The sequence below is a fragment of the Hungatella effluvii genome (genome assembly GCF_003201875.1).
In the GTDB taxonomy this organism is placed as follows: domain Bacteria; phylum Bacillota; class Clostridia; order Lachnospirales; family Lachnospiraceae; genus Hungatella; species Hungatella effluvii.
The window spans coordinates 22,147-45,876 of the sequence record NZ_QJKD01000008.1 but is presented as its reverse complement, the minus strand read 5'-3'; the positions used below and the strand labels follow the sequence as shown (position 1 = coordinate 45,876).

The window sequence follows — 23,730 nt, the reverse complement described above, 5'->3', positions numbered from 1 at the left end:
TGCGGATACCCAGATGAAATAGCATTTGAGACTACAATGTATCATTTACTTGTGTTATAATTTGGGCATATCGGAAGGACGGGGGAAGCAAGGATATGATTCGAATTGGTTTGATTGATGATGATTTGGACCATCTGCGACTCATGAAATCATTTTTAACACAGTATGAAAAAGAGGAGAAGGTCAATTTCAGCATGAAAGAATTCAATGACGGGTTGAATTTTGTTGAAGATTATGACGGCAATCTGGACGTGATTTTTTTGGACATTGAGATGCCGCATATGGACGGAATGACAGCGGCCAAAAAAATCCGTGAGAAGGATCAGGCTCTGGGCATCGTATTTGTTACCAACATGGCTCAATATGCAATCCATGGATATGAAGTCAATGCCATTGACTTTATAGTGAAGCCTGTCAGCTACTATGTGTTTACGGATAAGCTGAATAAGGCAATCCGTTTTTCCAGATTAAATATGGAAAAAGATTTTGTCATACATACAGAGGATTCGATTATAAAGCTGACCAGCTCCCAGATTATCTATGTAGAAAAAGATAAAAATTATCTGGTATTTCATACAAAGCAGGGAGTCTGCCGTTCAAGAGGAACGATAAGCGAACTGGAACAACAGTTGAGCAGGGAGGGCTTTTCCGAATGTATCAATGGCTGTCTGGTGAATCTGAAATACGTTACGAAGATGGAAAAAGATACGGTCTGGGTAGATGAAGTGCCATTACCGATTACCAGAAGGCGGAAGAAAGAATTTAAGGAAGACTTTATGAAATATCTGGGAGGTGATTTTTAATGGCGGGGATACAACTGATTTCCTGTATTCGCTTTTCCATGCAGCTTTTTATCGGTGAAAGCGTCTTTGTAATAGGCTGCGAGAGGAAAGATAAATTTTTAATACGCCTTTTGTCCGGGCTTTTAACATATTTCGTGCTGGCTTTTTTGATTTTCCATATATGTTCCAGCATTCCGGGGGCTAACCCGGTTATACTGATTCTGTATTATGGCTGTTTGTTCCTCCTCACTTTGGGACTGATGAAGTGGTGCTATTCAGTCAATTTAGCGGAAATTTTATTTGCAGGTGTTTGTGGATACGCAACACAGCATATTGCATTTGCCCTGATAACCATTATTCAGACGTTGACTGGATTTTCACTGTCAGTAGTCCCTGATTTTATTTTTGTGCGTGTGCTTCCGTATGTAACCGTATCGCTCCTGATCTATTTTTGTGTAATACGCAGATATGAGGGGAAAGGGGAGTTGAAAAACAGGGATATACGCATGATCCTATTAGCCCTTGCAATTTTGTTTACCGTGGTAATTATCAGCGTGTTAGTAGATCATGCCATGTTTCGCGGGAACAGCAGTCTGCTCCAGAATGTGTTCTGTAAAGTATATGCTATTGTCTGCAGCCTTTTGGCAATTTTTATCGCTTATTATATGTCCGTACAAAACCGGATTCTCCATGAGAATGAAATGATGGAGAGCCTGCTGCACAATATGGGGGAACAGCAGAAGCTGTCCAGGGAAACGATTAATATTATTAATTTGAAGTGTCATGATTTAAAATACCGTATTTCTAAAATCCCGCGGATTGAGAATGTAGATGATCAGCAGGAATATATCAATGACGTCAAGGGTGCGCTGGAAATCTATGATAATATTTACCAGACGGGCAATGATGCTCTCGATCTGGTACTGACCGAAAAAGGACTGCTGTGCAATGAGTATAATATTAAACTAAGCTGCATGGTGGATGGCAGTATTTTGGGTTTTATTTCGACTACTGATGTATATGCCTTGTTTGGGAATTTATTGGATAATGCAATAGAGTGTGTTGTGAAGGAGCCTGATGAAGAAAAAAGAATCATCAGTATCTCTGTCAGCCAGCGCAACCATGGGAATTATATTCATGTAGAGAATTATTGTGGGGAAAAGGTGGTGTTTGAGGCCGGACTGCCATTGACTACGAAAAAAGAGACTGCATATCATGGATTTGGTGTCAGAAGCATTAAGTATATCGTGGAAAAATATAGTGGGACCTTGTTAATGCGCGAAGAAAAAAAGAGATTTTATGTGGATATTATTTTTTATCCGGAACAGTCTTGAACTACCACTTTTACCATAAAAACAGCCAGAAAAACCAGTTTTGGTTTTCCTGGCTGTTTTTATGGTATTTTAATCTCACAACAAATATAACAAATGATTTTTAAGGAGGAATTGGGTATGGGTAATGTTGAAGTAGCATGGGAGGATGTCATAAGTGTCATTCAGATGATGCGGACACACCTCATCATAATCGGTATTGCATTTGTTTGTATGATTGCAGCATTAATAGTTGCAAAAAGATGGAAGAAACCGATGCGGGGACTAATCCGCTGGCAGTCCGTATTTGCGTTTGTTTTAATTGTGGTTCTTACCATAAATTCGGCTGTGACAGGAACCATTTATAATACGCTGAATGTCATACTGTCTGATAAGGGAGAATTAAAGCCGGAACATGTGGAGAACTCCCGGAGGGTTGTGGAAGAAGTAACCAATGAGGGCATCATATTAACTAAAAATGAAGATGGATTCCTTCCCCTTGCTCCGCAGAAAATCAATGTGTTTGGCTGGGCGTCAACAAACCCGATCTATGGAGGAACAGGTTCTGGAACGGTTGATACAGCCACGGCTATTGGCATTCTTCAGGGACTTGAAAATGCAGGATTTGAAACAAATGAGGAATTATCAGAGCTGTATGAGCAGTACCGGGCAGACCGCCCTGCCATCAGTATTAACGATGGACAGGACTGGACCCTCCCTGAAATCCCGGCCGCGGAATATTCCGGGGAAGTGCTGGATCATGCAAAGGATTTTTCCGATGTTGCGGTAGTTGTACTCTCCAGAACCGGTGGGGAAGGCGCAGATCTGCCTTACGATATGGGACCTGTGATGGACGGATCTACGATGGAAATCGGCACGAAATATATGAAAGGGAGCTATACGAATAATTCAGATAACTATGACGATTTTGAAGCCGGACAGTCCTATTTAGAATTAAGCCGTACTGAAAAAGAACTGGTGGACATGGTGTGTGATGAGTTTGACAATGTGGTCGTCATTTACAACGGCGCTAATACCATGGAAATGGGCTGGACTGAGGAATATGAACAGATTAAAAGCGTGCTTCTCTGCGCAGGGGCCGGTTCCACGGGTTTTAACGCGCTGGGAAATATATTGTCAGGCGAAATCAATCCATCGGGAAAGACTGCTGACACATGGCTGAAAGACATACATAAAGCGCCGTACTTTAACAATATTGGGCATTTTGCTTATACCAACACAGAGGACGTTACTGCGGCGGCAAAGGCGGCCTGGGAGAAAGCAGACGGAATCGTCTCCTTTGTCAACTATGTTGAGGGCATCTATGTTGGATACCGTTTTTATGAGACGGCGGCCCAAGAAGGACTCTTTAACTATGAAGATACAGTTATGTACCCGTTTGGATATGGACTTAGCTATACCACTTTCCAGCAGAGTATGGGCGATTTGCAAGTAACTGACAGTGCGGTCAGTGTTGATGTAACGGTGACAAATACGGGGAATACAGCCGGAAAAGAGATCGTAGAGCTTTATTATACCCCGCCTTATACTAATGGCGGAATTGAAAAATCCAGCGTAAACCTGGCAGCATTTGATAAGACAGACTTACTGGAACCGGGGCAATCACAGACAATGACGCTGACTTTTGATGTGGAAGATATGGCATCCTACGATACTTATGAAACAGGGCATTATGTGTTGGAAGCTGGAGACTATGAGATCAGTCTTAGGACAGACAGTCATACTTTGGTGGATACAAGAAATTATCATGTAGCAGAAACCGTAGTTTTTGATGAAAACGGAACCCATAATGGGGACGTACAGGTGGCAGAGCGCCAGTTTGACTTTGCGGAAGGCGACGTGACCTACCTTTCAAGAAAAAATGGCTTTGAGAACTATGCAGCCGCAACGGCGAAACCGGTTGATTTTGAGTTGGATGGCATTGTCCAGGGAAATGGAACATACGATCCTGCCGTGTTTAATCATGCGGACGATGTAATGCCTGTAACCGGGGCGAAGAACGGCATGGAACTATATGATTTAAGAGGCGCTGATTACGATGACCCCAGATGGGAGTCCTTGCTGGATCAGGTGACAGTAGATGAAATGGTAGAATTAATTGCTTTCGGCGGTCATCAGAATGCAGCGGTTGGTTCTGTTAATAAAATCAGGATTTTGGATACGGATGGACCTGCCGGCGTAAATTCAAGCACTTTGGGAGCGTTTGGAACCGGATTCTGTTCGGAAGTGGTTTTGGCTCAGACCTGGAATCTTGATCTGGCAAAAGAGTATGCGGAAGCGATGGGGCTTGAATTTGCCGATTTCCATATTGTAGGCTGGTATGCTCCAAGCATGAATATGCACCGAAGTGCTTTTGGCGGCCGTGATTTTGAGTATTATTCAGAAGATAGTGTGTTAAGCGCAAAGATGGCAGTAGCCGAGGTGGAAGGCGCAGTAGAGTCAGGCATGTATCCTTTCATCAAACATTTTGCATTAAATGAACAGGAGATTAATCGAAACGCCTTGTGCTGCACCTGGAGTACGGAACAGGCCATCAGAGAAATTTATCTGAAACCATTTGAAGAAGCAGTAAAGAGCAATCCAGATGGGAAAATAGCTGTTATGTCCTCTTATAATTTCATTGGTACAGACTGGGCCGGCGGCTGTGCTGCTCTTTTAAAAAATGTTTTGAGAGAGGAATGGGGCTTTAAAGGCATGGTGATTTCCGATTACTTTGGAAATTATGGCTATATGGACGCAGACCGGGCGGTTCGCGGCGGTACGGATATGATGTTAGGCACAGCGGGAAACGAGGCAATCATGACAGATTTAAGCGCAACATCCGTAATAGCCATGCGTCAGGCGGTAAAGAACATATTCTATACAACTGTAAACAGTTCTGCGTATGAAAACTATGTTCCAGGGACAATTCCCAACTGGTTAAAGATTGTTTATGGCGCCGATCTTGCTGCTGCCGTTCTTCTGGCAGGACTTGAGATACTGGTAATCCGGGGATATTTGAAGAAAAGAAAAATAGACAGTGCAGAATAAGTAAAACGGAAGCCATCTCCGGGCAATATCATTTTTAAATTGTCAGGAGATGGTTTCGCCTGATTGAATGAAAGGCAGTGGATTATGAAATATAAGGAACTGATTAGTCAGATGACTGTAGAAGAAAAAGCGGCATTTTTAAGTGGAAAAACAGAGTGGCAGACAAGAGATTTTCCGCATCTTGCGATTCCTTCTCTGTTCTGCTCTGATGGCCCACATGGAATCCGGAAACAGGAAGGAGCCGGGGACCACCTGGGATTAAACGCCTCCCTTCCATCTACCTGCTTTCCTACCGCGTCAACGATTGCAAATAGCTGGGATACCAAATTAGGAAACGAAATCGGAGAAGCCCTTGGCGAAGAAGCCTCTGCTTTAGGCGTTCATATTGTGCTCGGCCCAGGACTTAATATTAAAAGAAGCCCTTTATGCGGAAGGAATTTCGAGTATTTTTCCGAAGATCCCTATCTGTCAGGGAAAATGGCGGCTGCCTATGTAAAAGGGATTCAGAGTAATGGCGTTGCCGCCTGTCCGAAACATTTTGCAGTCAACAGCCAGGAACTGCGCCGCATGGCAATGAATTCCGTACTGGATGAACGGACATTACGGGAAATTTATTTAACCGGGTTTGAAATTGCGGTAAAAGAGGGAAATGGCAAAGCCATTATGACCAGCTACAATGAAATAAACGGTGAATATGCCAATGAAAACATGCACCTGCTTCAAGATATCCTCAGAAAGGAATGGGGATTTGAGGGAATTGTTATTTCGGACTGGGGAGGGTCCAATGACCATGTAAAAGGGGTAAAAGCAAACTCGAACCTGGAGATGCCGACACCTGGCCTGGGTTCTGCCAGAGAGCTGTTAAAAGCCCTCGATACCGGGGAACTCACAATGGAGGAGCTGGATACCTGTGTGGATCATCTGCTTGACGCTGTATTGACATTATCAAAAGGCGCGACGTCAACAGAGCCTTTCGATGAACAGGCTCATCATATGCTGGCTAGAAAAGCGGCGGCAGAAAGCGCTGTGCTGCTGAAAAATGAAAACGGTATCCTCCCCCTTAAAGCAAAGACTAAGGTGGCCGTGATTGGAGATTTTGCGATTGAACCGAGATATCAGGGGGCCGGTTCTTCTATGGTCAATCCCACCAGGCTGGAAACCATTGAGACAGTGATAAAGGAATACGATCTCCAGGTTCTTGGAATCCAAAAGGGTTACAGACGGACCGGCGAGGAGGATGCCGCACTTAGAAAAGCGGCGCTTGACCTGGCGGAGGGGGCTGACATCGTTCTGTACTTTTTCGGATTGGATGAGCTGAGTGAGGCAGAAGGACTTGACCGGAACCATATGCGGATTCCACAGAATCAGATTGACCTGCTAAACGTCCTGGCGCAGACAAACGCAAATGTAATAGGAATTATCAGCGCCGGATCTTCCATAGAGATGCCCTGGCACCCGTGCTGTAAAGCGATTCTCCATGGATATTTAAACGGACAGGCCGGAGCAAGCGCGATGTTGGATATCCTGACGGGAAAAGTCAACCCTTCCGGAAGATTGAACGAGACTTATCCGCTTCGCCATGAGGACACTCCTGCCTATGGGAATTTCCCAAGCAAAGAGAGGAATGCGGAATACAGGGAAGGACTTTTCGTGGGTTACCGCTACTATGATACCAGTCTGGTAAGAGTCCTTTATCCATTTGGATTCGGCCTCTCTTATACCAGGTTTGAATATTCGGACTTAGAAGTGACAAAAGATGGCGTTACTTTTACTTTATCCAACACCGGAGACTTTGATGGCGCTGAGGTTGCACAGTTATATATTGCGCTGCCAGAGCCAAAGGTATTTCGTCCTGAAAAAGAATTGAAAGGATTCGCCAAAGTATTTCTAAAAGCCGGGGAGAGTCAGACGGTCCATATCCCCTTTGATGATAAAACCTTCCGATACTGGAATGTGAATACCGGACGCTGGGAAATTGAGGAAGGGAACTATCAGATTGTTGTAGCCGCCAGCGCAACAGACCTTCGCCTGGTAAGCCGCCTTCCAGTGGCTGGAACGACCACGGAATATCCTTATGTGAAGGAACAGCTCCCATCCTATTTTTCAGGGCTGATTAAACAGGTGAAGGACGAGGAGTTCGAGACACTTCTCGGTTATCCGCTTCCCTCCGGCAAATGGAAGGGAGAGTTGGGAATCAACGACGCCATCTGCCAGATGTATTATGCAAAAAGCAGACTGGCCCGCATGATTTACAACCGTCTCACCACCATGAAAAAGCGAAGTGAAGAAAAAGGCAAGCCTGATTTGAATATACTTTTCATCTATAATATGCCCTTCCGCGGGATTGCAAAGATGACCAGTGGTCTGGTGAGCATGGATATGGTCGATGGAATGCTGACGGTGATAAATGGTCACTTCCTTCACGGAGTTTCCAAAATAGCCGCAGGCTATTTCAAAAACCAGAGAGAAAACCGGAAATATGAAAAACTGCTGCGCAGGGAGGACAAAAGCAATGAAAGGAATTAAGAACTGGATATCAGAACACCCCAATATTTGGGAGTTTATTTTGTTTAATGTATTGTCAAATGTGGCTACCGTGGTGAACTTCGCAGTCATGTGGATTTGTACAGGGTTTGTGTTTTCATCGCTGAACCGGACGCCTTTCCGCTTTCTGATATTTAATTATACGAATGTGGAGAGTGATCTGGGGCTCTGCGGCTTTGCAAGTTTTCTGATGGCTACGGCCTGCGCTCAGACAGTGAATTTTTTTGTTCAGAAGAATTTTGTATTTAGGTCCAACGCAGCGTTTGCCCAAGCAGTGCCAAAGTACATATGCCTGGCTGTGGTGCTTGTCATCGTGTCGGCGGCTTTGCCCGCATACAGCCAGACATTGCTTGTAAATACAGGCATTCCCCAGGGAGTTGTTCCAACGTTAGCTAATATTGTGAATATCCTGGTACAAGTGGTACTGAGCTATCCGACAATGAAATTCTGGATTATGCCTAAACAGTAAAAATAAGCCCTGTAATGCTCACTTTCGCTCCCGCTCGATTCTCCTGAAGAAAGCGCCTAATTTTTTCATATCACTTTTCTTACACAGGCAATAGTAGGTGACATTCGCTTCCTGATCCAGAATGGGTATGATGATTCTGTTTGGTGTTTTTCCCTCGCGCTTTATCACCAGGTCAGAAGTAAACGACGGCAGCGCAGAGATTTTAACCAGCTCGTTAAAAGCAAAATTTTCCTCCTGCACAAAAAAGTGGGCGGCAGGCATTTTTTTAACGTGTATGTCATGCCAAAAACCGATTTTAGAACGGAGCAGCATATTTTCCCCGTCTAAATCCTTGAAATAAAGACTTTTGCTGCCAGACAAGGCATGGGCGGGAGGCAGGGAAAAAAACAGGTGCTCCTCTCCGTACTTTGTGCAATAGAGGTCTGGCGCTTCTAACGGTTCGGGAAGGAGTATGATTTGATAAGAGCCATCCTGCAAACCCTGAAGCAAACAATCCTTATCCTTCATCTCAGAAGAAATCGTCATATCCGAGTAGAGATCGGATAGTAACGGCGCCACTTCCCATAGAGGAGCCGGTGCGCAGGAGCCTACGGATATGGTATGACGGCTCCGGTCAAACGCCCGGAGCTGCTCTGCCATATTCCTTGACTGATCCAGCACCTTTTCGGCATACTCCACTGCCAGTAATCCATTTTGGTTAAGCTCGATTTTGTTTTTATGACGTTCAAATATTGTCACCCGCAGTTCATCCTCCAGCTTTTGCATGGAGCGGCTAAGCGCCGGCTGTGAAAGATGCAGATGTTCTGCGGCTTTGGACAGTGTTCCACATTTTGCGAATATTACTAATTGTTCCAGTTGGTATAATTCAAACATACGACTCCTCCTTTGCTCCATCCGTTTCAGTATGCGTTTACATTATAGCACATTGCGCAAACGGCATTGTACTTTTTCAGAAAAAAACTTTAGAATAAAGCCAGAAAATAAAAGCAAGGAGGATAAAAAATGCAGAATACAGTTTTAAATGACGGTACGGAAATGCCGATGGAAGGGTATGGCGTCTTTCAAATTAATGATGCCGATGAGTGCGAGCGATGTGTAAATGACGCTCTTGAGACTGGCTACCGCCTGATTGACACGGCCTCCGCCTATTTAAATGAGGAGGCGGTTGGAAATGCAATAAAAAAGTCGGCAATTCCGCGAGAAGAACTGTTTATCACAACAAAGTTATGGATACAAGATGCCGGGTATGATAAAGCATTAAAGGCTTTTGACGTTTCCATGAAAAAACTAAAACTTGATTATCTGGATTTATATCTAATCCACCAGCCATTTGGTGATTATTATGGCGCATGGCGGGCTCTTGAACGCTTGAAAAAGGAAGGAAGCATCCGCTCCATCGGGGTATGTAACTTCGATCAGGCTCGTCTCACGGACTTATGCATGAACACGGAGGTTATGCCGGCAGTCGATCAGATTGAAATCCACCCTTTTCACCAGCAGACGGCGGCTCTCAATGTGATGAAAATGTTTTGTGTTCAGCCCCAGGCATGGGGGCCGCTGTCAGAAGGGCAGAAAGATATTTTTCATCATCATGTTCTTACTAAGATAGCAGAAAAGCATAATAAAACCACAGCTCAGGTCATCCTCCGCTGGCATATACAGCGGGGAGTCGTGATTATCCCGAAATCCACCCATAAAGAACGGATGGAAGAAAATATAGATATCTGGGACTTTGAGCTGACACAAAAGGAAATGACCGCAATTACTGCTATGGATATTGGACACAGCGAAATAATTGACCATAGCTGCGCATGTACCGCAAGGCAGCTTAACAACCTAAAAATTCACGATTAAAAGGAGATTTCGTATGGCAAAAACAAATATGTATCTTTCAGAGTTTGAAATGACTGATCCGGAATTCAAAGAATTTTTTGAACAGTTTGCGTGCAGCGAGGTGACCGGTGAACCCGGAAAGGGATTGGAGGAAAGAACCCGCTACATGGCGATTCTGGCAACACTCATAGGCTGCCAGGGCGCTGCTCTTTATAAAGAACTTTTGCCGGATGCGCTGAGCGCCGGGATTACACCGGTTGAGGTGAAAGAGATTGGATATCAGGCCACAGCATACTTAGGAGTCGGCAGAACGTATCCATTTTTAAAAGCAACCAATGAAGTCTTTGAAGAAAAGAAGATTCCCCTTCCCCTTTCCGGCCAGTCCACGACAAATCCAGAAAACCGTCTGATAAGGGGCAGCCAGACACAGGTTGAAATTTTCGGACAGAGAATGAAAGACTTATACAAATCCGGACCGGAGGAAAGCAGACACATTAACTGCTGGCTGGCAGCTAATTGCTTTGGGGATTACTATACAAGAAATGGTCTTGACTACAGACAGAGGGAAATGATTACATTCTGCTTCCTGCTGGCCCAGGGCGGTTGTGAACCGCAGCTCAAAGGACATATTGACGGCAATGTCCGGGTAGGCAATGATAAGCAGTTTCTTATCAATGTGATTTCACAGTGTATGCCTTACATCGGCTACCCCAGAACCTTGAATGCCTTAAACTGCATAAATGAAGTATGCACAAATTAATCAATGAAAACAGGAGGAAATCGTTATGAGTTTTATCTTTGGAGTATCAACAAAAGCGATATTTGGCGCCGGTAAATTAGGCATGTTACATGAAGAAATTAACACACCTATGGGGACAGTGAAGGGTAAGAAAGCCTTGCTGGTCATCTCCAACGGAAAATCAACCCGTACAAACGGCTACCTTGACAGGGTGGAGGAACAGCTTCAGAAAGCCGGAGTCGAAGTCGTTTTGTTTGATAAGATTCCTGCAAATCCAACCAAACCGGTTGTAGAAGAAGGTGGAATGCTTGCCAAAGAAAACGGGTGCGATTTTATTGTGGCACTGGGCGGGGGCAGCGTCATCGACGCCTCCAAGGCAATCGGAATCATGGCGGCCAACGGCGGTGACTTATGGGATTATGTTCAGTTCGGCACAGGTAAAAAGCAGTGGCCTGTGACGCCGGCGCTCCCCATTGTTGCAATTACCACAACCGCAGGCACTGGTTCTGAAACAGACGGAGGCGCAGTTATTACGAATCCGGAAACCGATGAAAAGACAGGTGTTTTTGGGACCGGAACATTCCCTGTACTTGCGATTGTAGATGCAGAGCTAATGACGAGCGTACCGGCAAAGTTTAAGGCATTCCAGGGATTTGACGCGCTGTTTCACAGCACCGAGGGTTTTATTTCCAATAAGCGCAACGAAATGAGCAAAATGGTGGCAAGTGAGGCAATCCGCAATGTCAGCGGTTATCTGCCAAAAGCTATCAAGGAGCCTACCGATATTTCCGCAATGGAAAAGGTTGCGTTCGGCAGCTATCTCTCTGGAATCCAGATGTGTGTAGGTTCCTGTACAAGCGCACATCCGCTGGAACATGCTTTAAGTGCGTATCATCATGAACTTCCACATGGCGCGGGGCTTATCATGATTTCAAAGGCATTTTACAGCTTCTTTATCAACAAACATGTCTGCGATGACCGGTTTATTGAAATGGCCCGTCTGATGGGGATGGAGAACGCTGCAAAGCCGGAGGATTTCATTACGGCGCTGGTTAACCTCCAGGAAGCCTGCGGGGTAGCTGATTTAAAGATGTCGGATTATGGTATTACGCCGGACGAATTTGAAAAAATGGCACAGAATGCGAAGGATACGCTTGGAGTGAATTTCCTGAACGATCCCTGCCAGTTGAGTAATGAGGACTGTGTGGCTATCTATAAAGAATCTTATCGTTAGGGAGGAGACGAATATGGCTAAGAAAGTATTGGTAATTGTAAGCAGCCCGCGTAAGGGCGGAAATTCGGAACTTCTCTGCGACCGGTTTATTTCCGGAGCAGAGGAAGCGGGACACCAGGTGGAAAAAATATGTCTTAAGGGCAAAAAAATCGCGCCTTGTATCGCCTGCGAAGCCTGCTTAAACAATGGCGGGGTTTGTGTCCAGAAGGATGACATGGGAGAAATCCTTGAAAAACTGATTGCGGCAGATGTCATTGTACTGTCCACACCCGTATACTATTATTCCATCTGCGCACAGCTCAAGATCATGATTGACCGTACTCTGGCGGGCGGAAGCCGGTTGAAAAGCAAAGAGTTCTATTTTATCGCAACGGCGGCCGATGGAGCACATGTGATGGAATGTACGATGAATGACATGCAGGGATTTGTGAACTGCGTGCCGGGTTCTGTGGTAAAAGGCAAGGTTTACGGTTCTGCGTTTCATGTAGGAGAGATTCAGGGCAGACCGGCCATGGAGGAAGCATACGCCCTTGGCAGAAACTGCTAATATCAAAAGGAAAAGAGGAATATGATGTTATTTTATTTTACAGCTACGGGAAACAGCCTGTATGTAGCAAGGCAGATTGATAAAATGCCAATCAGCATTCCGCAGATTATTGACAATCAGGAGCCTGTGTTTGAAGATGAAGCGATTGGCATTGTATGCCCGATTTTCGGTCATGAGGTTCCGCCCATGGTTGAAGATTTCATGAGAAAATCAACCTTTAAAACAGATTACTTATACATACTTCTGACTTACGGCAACCGACATGGAGGCGCGGCTGAACTGGCGGAACAGACAGCAGCGCGGTACGGCTTAAAGCCGGCCTACATCAACACCATAAGGATGGTGGATAACTATCTTCCCGCATTTGATATGGACGAACAGAAAAAGATAGATAAAAAAGAGGATGAACAAATTGCGGCTGCGTTATCTGATATTAATTCCCGCATACATTTTATCCAGCCGGCCATGCCGGAGGATCGTCAGGCCCATCAGATGTATTTGGAGCGCACCGCGAAACTTCCTCCCGATACGTTTAAGAATCTGTATCGGATTACAGACCGCTGCGCTGGGTGCGGTCTCTGTGTGAGCGTCTGTCCGGCAGGCTGTTTCCGGATAGAAAATGGGAAAGCTGTGCAAGATCCGGAGCATTGCCAGACTTGTATGGCATGTATCCACCACTGCCCCCACAAGGCCATTCAGCTTAATATTCCGGAAATGAACCCTAATGCCCGCTATCGCAACGAGCATATCGCTCTATCGGATATCATAGCAGCAAATAACCGAGAGCAATAAATCGCAGACGGCAGCGGAGGAACGCTATGGCAGCGTTTTCTGCAGCCGTTTTGCATTTATTTCAATATATAAAGCACAATCGAAAGGAGATGGCAAATGACAAAAAAGAAAAGCAGATGGATGAAGGTGGTGGCTATTTTTTCCATACTGATTATTACATTATCTGCTTGCAGCAGGGCCGGCACTGAAAGGTCCGCAAGCTCTGCGGGAAGCCAGGAATTATCAGATGACATGCCACTTAGTGAACCAGAGGCTGTACATGGAGAAGTGTTAATTGCTTACTTTACTGTACCGGAGACAGATGGAGTGGATACCATAGCTGGCGCAAGCCGCGTGGTCGTAGATGAAGAAATATTGGGAAATACACAGTATATTGCCCAGCTAATCCATCAGTCTGTTGGCGGAGACTTATTTGAAATCAGTACCAAGCAGGAATATCCGGGAAGTCATGATCCTCTTTTAGAATTTGCATTTGAGGAAAAAGAGAAAAATGCCAGGCCGGAGCTTGCCGCACATATAGACAATTTTGACGAGTATGACACAATCTTTATTGGATATCCAAACTGGAACGCGGATCTGCCAATGCCCCTCTATACTTTTTTTGAGGAGTATGATTTTAGCGGTAAAACCGTGATACCTTTTGTTACCCACGGCGGAAGCGGACTTTCACGGACGGTAGATACGATTGCCGAGCTGGAACCGGAAGCAACAATGATAAAAGACGGTCTTTCCATTTCGAGAAATAATGTTGCAGAAGCCCAAAACGATGTTACAAACTGGATTCAGTCATTGAATCTATCTGGAATTCAGGAGGAGACAAAATGAAAGATTACAAAAAAGTCCTTACATCCATCATAGTATCCGTTGCTGCCATGGTATCCCTGTCCGCGTGTTCCCAGGCCAATGGAGCCAGCCGTTCATCCACCGCCGCCAGCACTGTCACCGCAGAAACTTCTGATTTAAGCAGTTCAGCCAATGAAAGCGCTGGGGACAGCCCTACACAGGATACCGGCAAGGGAAATATCCTGATTGCTTACTTTACCCTGCCGATGGAGGATGGAGTTGACGCCGTTTCAAGAGCCAGCCGCAAGCAGTCGGATGATGGAACCTTTGGAAACATTATGTATATGGCGCATGTTATCCAGAAAAATGCCGGCGGGGAGCTGTTTTCCATTGAAACAGCTCAAAAATATCCTACGGACAACATGGACGACCTGCTTGAATTCGCGGCCAAAGAAAAAAGTGATAATGCAAGACCAGAACTGTCCACCCACATTGAAAATCTGGATGACTATGACACTGTTTTTATCGGCTATCCAAACTGGAATGCGGACCTGCCAATGCCTATGTATACGTTTTTTGAAGAATATGACTTCAGCGGCAAGACAATGATTCCCTTTGTAGCGCACGGCGGCAGCGGCGCTTCCAGAACCGTCTCCACCATCAAAGAACTGGAACCGGGAGCCACAGTCATTGATGATCCGGTAACGGTTTATTGGGACGAACTTGACAACGCTGAAAGTATTGTTACGGAGTGGGTTCAAAACCTTGAATATTAAGGATAGACAAGTATGAACAGACTTGGTAAACACAAAATTGCCTGGATAGCGGCCGCTCTAAGTATCCTTCTGTCATCCTGCGGCATTCCCCAGGCTGGGGCTGACAGTATCGCAGATATAAAAGCGCAGTCTATTCAAAGTGGAATTAAAAGAATTTCAGCAAATGCGGCTGTTTACCCCACCTATACGATGTTGGATACGATTACGGTTGAGTACAGCGATGAGATTGTTCTGCCAGACAGTGATCCTAAAACACTCTACACTTTTACAGATGATGAAGCAGGCGGAAAAACCCGTGAAATAACAGCAGTCTATATGAATAACCAACGGGAGATTAATAAGGGAGAAAATCAGTCATCCGGGAGGTTTGTAATTATTCAGCTTTCCCGTGTTGAAAACCCTGAACCCGATGAGTCCGAACCCTGGCAGCCGGAAAGTACAGCGGGTATGGCGCTCCATTTTCAAAGTTCCAGCTATTTACATACGCTTCGCACCGATTATTCAGGGGTGAAGATTCGGCAGAACTTTGATGCCCTGAATGCCAGGGGGCAGACGGTCCAACCATCTTGCACCCTTCCTGTACTCCGGTCTGAAAATGTTGGCTGGCCGGAGTTTCAGGGATTCTCAATAAATAATGTTCTCCAGGGAAAAGACGGAGATGTGCATTACAGCGTTTTCATTCCGGAGGACTATAACCATGAAAAGCGTTATCCGATGATTCTTGTGCTTCCCGGTTACAATGGACTGCTTCACTCTCTGAAGCTGGAGACGATTGGCGTAAATTTGTTTACAGACCGCAGTTCGCTTGTATGGACGGAACAGCCTGATGACATGATTGTGGTGTCCCCGCAGTTGGAGGATTGGGGAGAAAAATCAGCCCGACAGGTCATAGAACTGACAGAGTATTTTTTAGAAACTTATTCTGTTGATACCACACGTGTTTATGCCATGGGATATTCGGCTGGCGGTGAAACCATGTCCCGTGTTCTGAATGTCAGGTCAGATTTATATTCTGCTTACCTGCATTGCAGTTCAAAGTGGAATGGAGATTTTAGCAATGTAATAGAGAACCGGTTGCCAATCTACTTTTTTATAGCTGGGAACGATGAATATTATGGCTCAGAACAGACCCTTAAATCGTATACGGATTTGCGTAATGGCTATGCCGATAGAGGTCTGACTGAAAATGAAATTGAACAACTGGCAGTAATCAATATGCCGGATAACCTGTATTTTAACCGCCAGGGAATTTATAACTATCATGTGGGCGGTCAGTATGCAGTCAATGACAGGACGATTGTCCGATGGCTGCTTTCACAACACAAACAGTAATAGAGAGGAGATTTTATCATGAAGGAAATCGTAAAAAATAATCCAAGTATATTTCCGGCGGGCCAGGAGCTTCCGGAAAAGTTCAGCCAGTATTTTCAGGGCACCGCGTATTTACAGCCGTTAACCGACAAAGGGGGACCGATATCAAATGTTACCTTTGAACCAGGCTGCCGGAATAACTGGCATATTCATCATAAGAGTGGGCAGATTCTGCTTGTTACCGGAGGGCAGGGGTGGTACCAGGAATGGGGAAAACCTGCAAGAAAGCTGAACCCAGGAGACGTAGTGGATATAGCGCCGGAGGTTAAACATTGGCACGGAGCGGCAAAAGACAAGTGGTTCTCACACCTGGCTGTTGAGGTGACAGCAGAAGGTTCTTCCTGTGAATGGATGGAGCCTGTTTTGGATGAAGATTATAGCAAACTCTGATTGTGAAAGAAAGGATATTACTATATTTTAACATTCCTGAATTCCAACAGCCTGGAGGGAAAAACGGTGATTCCGTTTCAGACACATGCGGGCTGGCCGGGTCACACTTTGCAGGATATGGGGAACGCATGCAAAGGTTCGCCTGTTGAAAACAGCAAAGCAATCCAGTTTAGCTCAAAGCAGTTTGGGCTGCTTGTAACACCGGAAAGCGAGGTAGATCACTGGATTGAAACGCTTAAATAAATAAGACATACTGGCAGAACTGAGAGGAAACTGAATGAAACCCAAGATGAAACTAAAGATGCTGACGGATATAGGCATGACGGTGTGTCTGTTACTGCTCATGACTTATGAACTGATCAGCAGCGCGTTCCATGAATATGTGGGTATGGTAATGTTTGTACTTTTTATACTGCATCATGTGTGGAACGTAAAATGGAGCAAAAATTTATTTCGTGGAACGTATACAGCTTTTCGGGTACTGCAGACATTGCTTGTATTTATCATATGCTTTACCATGATCGGCTCTGTGATAAGTGGCGTTATCCTATCAAACCATTTGTTTACTTTTTTGCCAATCAACGGCGGCCGCGGCTTTTCAAGAACTTTACACCTGCTCTGTGCTTATTGGGGGTTCGTACTGATGTCATTACATCTGGGACTGCACTGGAATATGATTGTGGGTATGGCAAAACGGCTTCATGTGAAGTCATCTAAGATTATTTTACCGGCTGCCCGTGGAATTGCCATAGCGATTGCCGGATATGGAATCTATGCTTTTATAAAACGGGATGTGGGAACTTATATGTTTCTTGAAAACCAATTTGTGTTCTTTGACTTTGAAGAACCGCTTGCTCTTTTTTTAATAGATTATATGTTCATAATGGGATTGTTTGTCTTTATTGGTCATTATCTGGGGAGACTGCTTCTCGGCTATAAGGGCAGAGGAAGTGTTGCTAAAAACGGATTTGATTTACCAAAAGGAGCGTAAACAATGAAAAAATTAACTATGATATTATTGAGTCTTTCGATGGCCTTTGGCCTTGCCGCCTGCGGCAAAAACCAGGCGCCAGACAGCACGCCGGAAGCAACACAGACTGTGACGGAGGCTGCAACGGAGGATGTAACACAGGCTGTGACGGAGGCTGCAGCACAGAAAGCATCGGAAGAACCGCAAACATCAGAAACCGACGAATCCGAGCCTGCAGAACCCATGGAAGGGGACGGCAAGACACTGGTTGTATATTTTTCCCGCTCCGGTAATACGGAGGAAATTGCAAAGTATATTGCAGAGCAGACAGACAGTGCGACGTATGAAATTATTCCGCTTAACCCATATCCGGATGATTATACGGAGACGACAGAGGTTGCCAAAGCGGAGAAAGATAATAATGAGAGGCCGGAAATAAAAAATCCTCTTGCATCTGTTGAGGAATATGACCGCATTGTTATTGGTTATCCTATCTGGTGGCATTCGGCTCCTATGGTAATCGGCACATTTTTGGAGAGCTATGATTTAAGTAACATTGATATTTACCCATTTTCCCAGTCTGCTTCTATGGATACAGAACAGTTTGAGCAATCTATGGACTTTATCCGGGATTGTGCGGGTGACGCTGTTGTTCATGAAGGACTGTTTGCCGGGGCGTCGGATACGGAAGATATTACAGCATGGCTGGCGGAGAATGGCTTGATAAAATAGAATTGAAGTAATGTGTTCATTTTTATGAAGTTTGATGAAAGGAAATTGTAAGCAGAGTTGTTTATCCTTTTGTTAGATGTATGTTATTCTGACAGCTTATGATTATCAACCCACCATTTTTAGATAGATGATATGCTGGATGGCTGACGCAGGAGGGATATGGCTCTGCTCCCATCTGGCATATTTTTTGTATAACAGGAAAGTTCTTGTGTGGAACGGTTTATGTAAACCTGATGCTCTGCTTTTGCAGAGCATCAAAAACAGACGATGGACTGGACTAAAATATAAAAAAGCCATCACTTCCATCATCTTCGCCAAATACATTTTCGTGAAGAAAATAATCCATATCAAGAAGAGCTTCATCCTTCATGCGCAGGATTTCGGCAGCGGTCATTCCGTCCGGAGGATTTTTCGCATATTCTATGCGGAGTTTCTCTGCAAGTTCTTTGTTAGTAATAGTGCCCACCTCCAATCAAAGTTAAGATGCTTTGATTTTAGCATGGGAGGAGTGGGCTGTATAGTTTTTTTGTGCAGGCGGCCGGCATTTGTATTCCCTCATAGCCCTTTCGTATAATTCCAGCAGAGAGACCGGTTTGTGGTTGTAATAGACTTCCACTACCTCCATGATGCACCCACAGCAGGGGCATTTTAAAGGATCATAACCAAAAGAAGAAAGGATTAGAGACCGCCATTTATGAAAACTTAAAAGAAACCTGTGCTTTTCCCTTGAAAGAACCCGGTGAAGTTTATTGTCCTGCTCTTTATGCCTGGCGTACAGGCCGTAATAGCGGATCATTTTAAACTGTCTTTCTGGGATGTGCTGGATTAGTCGGGAAATAAATTCCATAGCAGGAATCGATTCGGTGACAAGAGCATTGTCTTCATGCCTGTTATAGTGAAACGTAACGGTATCGCCATCATAAGAGTCAATGCGTGAGGAGGCAATGACGGGCCGTCCGAGGTATCTGCCAATGTATTTCAGGACGGTGTCGGGTTTGCAGTCTTTGGATTCGGCATAGACATAAAACCCATCTTTGTGATTATGATAAATGGAAGCTTTCACCTGCTTAAAAGAATCGCCAGGCCGTGAGTGAAGTAAGTTAAGAAGAGCTGTCCGGAAGGAAAAGCGCAGAAAAGCAAAAGGAAAGTGAGTAACCCTGCGCCAGGAAAGGGAAGAACCAACGCCGCCTTCGGAGATAAGACAATGAATATGAGGATTCCATTTCAAGTCGCGTCCAAAGGTATGAAGAACACAGATAAAACCCGGGAATGAGGGAGTCGGATTTATTGAAGTTGTGGAACATGCGCTGTGCCTAGGATATGACAATTACATAAAATAAATCAACTGGATAGTAAAATGGTTCATTTTGCAGCTTTTGCCACAAGCAACTGGCAAAACTGTTCATTGAGTTCAATCAATGAATTTGCTATGATAATTTCATACTACTGAAGGTGGTATCGCATAAAGGAGGAAGAACTTATGGAGAAAAGAGAACGTCAGTTGTTAGCAGCTCTGCAGGGCGCATCCTGTCTCACGGCAGATCAATTGGCAGCACTTCTTAATGTCAGCAATCGTACGGTGCGGACAGCCATAAAAAACTTGAGTCAGCTCCTTCCGGCCAACGGAGCCAGAATTGAGGTAAGACGCGGCAATGGATATTGTCTGCGGATTGATGAACCCTCCTGCTTTGAAACCTTCTGCCGATCCATACAGGAACAGCAGCAGGAACAGTTTCTGCCCAACTCTTCGGAGGAGCGGATCCGCTATGTGCTGGATTATCTGCTGAATGCTTCGGAGTATGTCAAAACCGAGGATTTGAGTGAGATGCTCTATATATCCAGAAGGACATTGGCAGATGATATGAAGACAGTAGAAAAACTGCTGGCAGAATACAACTTAACTTTAAAGAAAAAGCCTGGATACGGCATCAAGGTGGAAGGCGACGAAATGCATCTTCGTCTATGTATCGCTACCTACGCGGCCGGTTACCGGAACCCTTGTGAGGAAACAGATATCCTTTCACAGATTGCCGAGATTGTCAGAGCCAGCCTCCAGGAAAGTAACCTTTATGTGTCGGAACCGGCATTTCAGAATCTGGTGGTGCATATCTTCATTGCGATAAAGCGGGTAGAAGATGGTCATTATATTCCGCTGTCGGTTGATATGATACAGATGGCGGAACTGCAAAAAGAAATGAAAGCGGCAAAGATGTTGGTAGAAGCGTTGGAACAGCGTTTTTCCTTCCGCTTTCCCGAGGCGGAGCAGCACTATATTGCCATCCATTTGGCTGGCAAACAGTTTATGGAAGTCCGGGAGTCAGATACAGGCAATCTGGTGATCAGCCATGAGATCAGTTGTCTGGTGACAGACATGCTGCAGGCCGTGTATGAAGCCTTCCATTTTGATTTTCGCAATGACTTGGAACTCAGGATGTCCCTGTGCCAGCATATCGTGCCACTCGCCATCCGGCTGCAGTATGGATTGAAATTAAAGAACCCGATGCTAAGAGAAATCAAAGAACGTTATGCACTTGCCTATATGATGGCGCTTCAGGCATGCAGCATCATCGCCACCTACTGTCAGAAACAATTGAGTGAGGATGAGAGCGGATATTTTGCGCTGGCTTTTGCTTTGGCACTGGAACGAAAAAAGTCCCGGATTGCCAAAAAGAATGTATTGCTGGTCTGTGCATCGGGAAAAGGAAGTGCCCAACTGATGCTTTACCGCTATCAGGAGGAATTCGGAAGCTATATCAATCATATTGAAGCCTGCGATGTCAATCATATCGCCCAGAAGGATCTGACGCAGTTTGACTACATATTCACAACTGTGCCGATTCCCATCCGGGTACCGGTGCCGATTCAGGAAGTGGAATATTTCCTGGAAGAGCAGGATATCAAAGTGGTTAAAAAGGTATTGACCAACCGTAGTGCCGGGAGTGTCAGGCGGTATTACTGTCCGGAATTTTTTCTGACCGGACTTGATTTTAAGACGAAGGAGGAGATTCTGTCCTATATGTGCCAGCATATTGAGAAAAGGCAGGAGATGCCCCCTGGATTTTTTGAATCTGTGATGAAACGGGAACATTTATCAAGCACTGATTTTGGTAATCTGGCTGCTATGCCACATCCCTTTGAAGCACTCAGCGAGACTACCTTTGTCTGTGTTGGGATTTTAAAGGAGCCGGTTTTATGGGGCACCAGAGAGGTTCAAATTGTCTTTTTGACAGCAATTGAAAATAAAGAAAACAGAGATTTACAGAGATTCTATCAGGTCACTTCCAAATTGCTGCTTAATTCCGGTTATATCCATGAATTGCTGCAGAAGCAGGAGTTTTCCGTGTTGGAAGAGATACTTGCCGGAATTGAACTCGAAATAGATAACAGGAGAGAATAAAATGGAAGACAATAAATATTTAGGTGCATTTGAAATTATCATGAATGCCGGGAATTCAAGAGCCCAGTCCATGAAAGCGGTCGAGGCGGCCAGGCAATTCGATTTTGAAGCAGCCGAAGAATACCTGGTGCAGGCCGAATTGGAGATGCGAAAAGCCCATCAGGGACAGACTGATATCATCACACAGGAAGCAAAAGGAGAGCCTGTTGATGTCAATATTATCCTGGTTCATTCCCAGGATCATCTGACCATGGCAATGATGGCTCAGGAGAATGCTGCCGAGATGATCCATTTATACCGGATGATCAGTGAATTAAAAAATAACCAGACAAAATAAACAAACAAATTAACCGAACTGCCCAACGGGCGGGGAAGATGGAGGTATTTATGCGAATTATGTTAGCTTGTGCTCAGGGACTGTCCACCAGTCTGCTGGTCGAAAAAATGAAGGACTATGCTCAGAGTCAGGGGAAGGATTATACCATCTGGGCAGTTGATCAGGGGGTTATTGCCAATGAATTGGAGAATTTTGATGTGCTTTTGTTAGGACCACAGGTTCAGCATATGCTGAAAAAAATCACAAAAATCGTTGACGGCAAAGCGCCGGTAGCCGTGATCAAGCCAATGGACTATGGACGAATGAATGTGGAAGGGATTATTTTACAGGCAGAAGAATTGTTCGGAAAGTAGAGGGATGAGTTATGGGGTTTATGGATACGTTTACGGAAAAGCTGTCGGATATTGCAGTGGTATTCGATAATAATAAGCATCTTAATGTAATTAAGAACACGTTTATGGCTTCAATGGGATTTATTATCGTGGGTTCCTTTGCAACATTGTTTAACACCATCTTATGCAGCCCGGCGACCGGGCTGGCCAAATTCCCGGCGCTTGCCTGGCTGCAGGGATTGTCACCGATGTTCAGCTCGATCAACTATGTGACGATGAATCTGATGGCGGTTTTTATTGCTACAATTATGGGTTTCTTATATGGAAAACAAAATAAGGTGAACCAGATTACCAACGCACTGCTCTGCGTGGTGACATACCTTTCGGTTTCGCCGCTTACTGGTTCCTTAAAAGTTGATGAAACCGTACATACTGTGAAAAATGTATTACCCGCGGTATCAACAAACTCAGAAGCTTTGTTTACTGCAATTATTGTTTCGATTTTGGCTTCTGAGCTGTTCTTTCAGCTCGGCAAGATTGATAAGATTAAGATCAAGATGCCGGCCCAGGTGCCGAAGAATATCGCCAATACCTTTAACGATTTGATTCCAATCACGATTGTGATCTTTGCCATTGCGATCATTGGCCATATTATTCTTTCCTTCAGTGGAATGTATCTGACTCAGATTATTTATAAGGTGATTCAGATCCCGCTGCAGCAGGTAATCAATACGCCTTTCGGGGTTGTTGCGATGACCTTTACCTCTTTGCTGTTCTGGTGTATTGGTATTCATGGCAATCAGTTAATTGCTCCGTTGCGCAGCCCATTGACGGCGGCTGCACTGGCTACCAATGTGGCATTGGTAGAAGCAGGACAACTGGCAACAGAACCATTTACCGGTGCTCTGTGGGTGGTATTTATCACTATGACTGGATCAGGAATCACAATGTCTCTGATCCTATCCATCCTGGCTTTTTCAAAGCGGGAGGACTATCGGGCGATTGCCAAGGTTTCACTGGTTCCTGGGATTTTTGGAGTTAATGAACCGATTATCTTCGGCCTTCCGATTGTTTTGAACCCGATTATGTGTGTTCCGTTTGTGCTTTCCGGCTGTGCGGCAGCAGCGATTTCATTCTCTGCCTGTTCTTCCGGTCTCCTCGTCTGCAACTCGGTGGCAACACCATGGGGATTGCCACTGTTCATCAACGCTCTGGTTGCCTATGGAACCTGGCGGGCAATTTTGGTACAGTTAATTATTCTGACTGTTTGCTTCGTTATTTACACACCGTTTGTAAAAGCGGCCAATAAAGAGCTGGAGAAGCAGTGCGGAGGTGCCTGAG

The 23,730-nt window shown here is 45.0% G+C and carries 21 protein-coding genes and 1 pseudogene; 20 read left to right on the top strand and 2 right to left on the bottom strand.

Annotated features, from left to right (window positions below):
- Window positions 1–95 precede the first annotated feature (95 nt).
- The 5 genes from DFR60_RS15895 to DFR60_RS15875 all read left to right on the top strand — a co-directional run bounded on the left by DFR60_RS15895 (window position 96) and on the right by DFR60_RS15875 (window position 8,156).
- Window positions 96–803, top strand: coding sequence for a LytR/AlgR family response regulator transcription factor (locus DFR60_RS15895; RefSeq protein ID WP_110323776.1), 708 nt, complete (start codon window positions 96–98; stop codon window positions 801–803).
- Window positions 803–2,116: an ATP-binding protein gene (locus DFR60_RS15890; protein ID WP_110323775.1), complete on the top strand. Its 1,314-nt coding sequence runs from the start codon at window positions 803–805 to the stop codon at window positions 2,114–2,116. The genes DFR60_RS15895 and DFR60_RS15890 overlap by 1 nt, the downstream gene beginning before the upstream one ends.
- Window positions 2,117–2,233: 117 nt before the next feature.
- Window positions 2,234–5,143 (top strand): glycoside hydrolase family 3 protein, encoded by a 2,910-nt coding sequence (locus DFR60_RS15885; RefSeq protein WP_110323774.1) that lies wholly within the window; start codon window positions 2,234–2,236, stop codon window positions 5,141–5,143.
- Between the two features lie 84 nt (window positions 5,144–5,227).
- The gene (locus DFR60_RS15880; protein WP_110323773.1) at window positions 5,228–7,669 is read left to right on the top strand and encodes a glycoside hydrolase family 3 C-terminal domain-containing protein; all 2,442 of its coding nucleotides are present in this window, start codon (window positions 5,228–5,230) and stop codon (window positions 7,667–7,669) included.
- Window positions 7,656–8,156 carry a GtrA family protein gene (locus DFR60_RS15875; protein WP_110323772.1) on the top strand — a complete coding sequence of 167 codons (501 nt, stop codon included), beginning with the start codon at window positions 7,656–7,658 and terminating at the stop codon, window positions 8,154–8,156. The genes DFR60_RS15880 and DFR60_RS15875 overlap by 14 nt, the downstream gene beginning before the upstream one ends.
- A gap of 18 nt (window positions 8,157–8,174) precedes the next feature.
- Here DFR60_RS15875 and DFR60_RS15870 read toward each other — a convergent pair whose 3' ends face one another.
- Entirely contained in the window at window positions 8,175–9,029 is an 855-nt protein-coding gene (locus DFR60_RS15870) for a LysR family transcriptional regulator (RefSeq protein WP_110323771.1), read from the bottom strand.
- A gap of 129 nt (window positions 9,030–9,158) precedes the next feature.
- Between DFR60_RS15870 and DFR60_RS15865 the strand changes: the two genes are divergently transcribed.
- The 11 genes from DFR60_RS15865 to DFR60_RS15815 all read left to right on the top strand — a co-directional run bounded on the left by DFR60_RS15865 (window position 9,159) and on the right by DFR60_RS15815 (window position 18,323).
- Window positions 9,159–10,010, top strand: a complete 852-nt coding sequence (locus DFR60_RS15865) for an aldo/keto reductase (protein WP_110323770.1) — start codon at window positions 9,159–9,161, stop codon at window positions 10,008–10,010.
- 13 nt (window positions 10,011–10,023) lie between these two features.
- Window positions 10,024–10,749 carry a carboxymuconolactone decarboxylase family protein gene (locus DFR60_RS15860; protein WP_110323769.1) on the top strand — a complete coding sequence of 242 codons (726 nt, stop codon included), beginning with the start codon at window positions 10,024–10,026 and terminating at the stop codon, window positions 10,747–10,749.
- A gap of 25 nt (window positions 10,750–10,774) precedes the next feature.
- On the top strand, window positions 10,775–11,962 hold the full coding sequence (locus DFR60_RS15855; protein WP_110323768.1) for an iron-containing alcohol dehydrogenase: 1,188 nt from the start codon (window positions 10,775–10,777) through the stop codon (window positions 11,960–11,962).
- A gap of 13 nt (window positions 11,963–11,975) precedes the next feature.
- Window positions 11,976–12,509, top strand: a complete 534-nt coding sequence (locus DFR60_RS15850; RefSeq protein ID WP_110323767.1) for a flavodoxin family protein — start codon at window positions 11,976–11,978, stop codon at window positions 12,507–12,509.
- A 21-nt stretch (window positions 12,510–12,530) separates the two neighbouring features.
- Window positions 12,531–13,301, top strand: a complete 771-nt coding sequence (locus DFR60_RS15845; protein ID WP_243005090.1) for an EFR1 family ferrodoxin — start codon at window positions 12,531–12,533, stop codon at window positions 13,299–13,301.
- Between the two features lie 96 nt (window positions 13,302–13,397).
- Complete coding sequence (locus DFR60_RS15840; RefSeq protein ID WP_110323765.1) at window positions 13,398–14,126, top strand: flavodoxin; 729 nt, start codon at window positions 13,398–13,400, stop codon at window positions 14,124–14,126.
- On the top strand, window positions 14,123–14,860 hold the full coding sequence (locus DFR60_RS15835) for a flavodoxin (RefSeq protein ID WP_243005089.1): 738 nt from the start codon (window positions 14,123–14,125) through the stop codon (window positions 14,858–14,860). The genes DFR60_RS15840 and DFR60_RS15835 overlap by 4 nt, the downstream gene beginning before the upstream one ends.
- 12 nt (window positions 14,861–14,872) lie before the next feature.
- Window positions 14,873–16,192, top strand: coding sequence for a prolyl oligopeptidase family serine peptidase (locus tag DFR60_RS15830; RefSeq protein WP_110323764.1), 1,320 nt, complete (start codon window positions 14,873–14,875; stop codon window positions 16,190–16,192).
- Window positions 16,193–16,210: 18 nt separating this feature from the next.
- Window positions 16,211–16,621, top strand: coding sequence for a cupin domain-containing protein (locus DFR60_RS15825; RefSeq protein WP_110323763.1), 411 nt, complete (start codon window positions 16,211–16,213; stop codon window positions 16,619–16,621).
- 277 nt (window positions 16,622–16,898) lie between these two features.
- Window positions 16,899–17,612 (top strand): DUF4405 domain-containing protein, encoded by a 714-nt coding sequence (locus tag DFR60_RS15820; RefSeq protein WP_110323762.1) that lies wholly within the window; start codon window positions 16,899–16,901, stop codon window positions 17,610–17,612.
- Window positions 17,613–17,615: 3 nt separating this feature from the next.
- Window positions 17,616–18,323: a flavodoxin gene (locus DFR60_RS15815; RefSeq protein ID WP_110323761.1), complete on the top strand. Its 708-nt coding sequence runs from the start codon at window positions 17,616–17,618 to the stop codon at window positions 18,321–18,323.
- A gap of 478 nt (window positions 18,324–18,801) precedes the next feature.
- Here DFR60_RS15815 and DFR60_RS15805 read toward each other — a convergent pair.
- Window positions 18,802–19,630, bottom strand: a pseudogene (locus DFR60_RS15805) (IS91 family transposase); the annotation flags it as partial.
- Window positions 19,631–19,803: 173 nt separating this feature from the next.
- On the opposite strand from DFR60_RS15805, the gene DFR60_RS15800 reads away from it, so the two are divergent.
- The 4 genes from DFR60_RS15800 to DFR60_RS15785 are packed head-to-tail and all read left to right on the top strand — an operon-like array spanning window position 19,804 to window position 23,729.
- The gene (locus tag DFR60_RS15800) at window positions 19,804–21,720 is read left to right on the top strand and encodes a BglG family transcription antiterminator (RefSeq protein ID WP_110323759.1); all 1,917 of its coding nucleotides are present in this window, start codon (window positions 19,804–19,806) and stop codon (window positions 21,718–21,720) included.
- Window position 21,721: 1 nt separating this feature from the next.
- Window positions 21,722–22,057 (top strand): PTS lactose/cellobiose transporter subunit IIA, encoded by a 336-nt coding sequence (locus tag DFR60_RS15795; protein WP_110323758.1) that lies wholly within the window; start codon window positions 21,722–21,724, stop codon window positions 22,055–22,057.
- 50 nt (window positions 22,058–22,107) lie between these two features.
- Window positions 22,108–22,410, top strand: a complete 303-nt coding sequence (locus DFR60_RS15790; RefSeq protein ID WP_110323757.1) for a PTS sugar transporter subunit IIB — start codon at window positions 22,108–22,110, stop codon at window positions 22,408–22,410.
- Between the two features lie 11 nt (window positions 22,411–22,421).
- The gene (locus DFR60_RS15785) at window positions 22,422–23,729 is read left to right on the top strand and encodes a PTS sugar transporter subunit IIC (protein ID WP_110323756.1); all 1,308 of its coding nucleotides are present in this window, start codon (window positions 22,422–22,424) and stop codon (window positions 23,727–23,729) included.
- Window position 23,730: the final 1 nt, after the last annotated feature.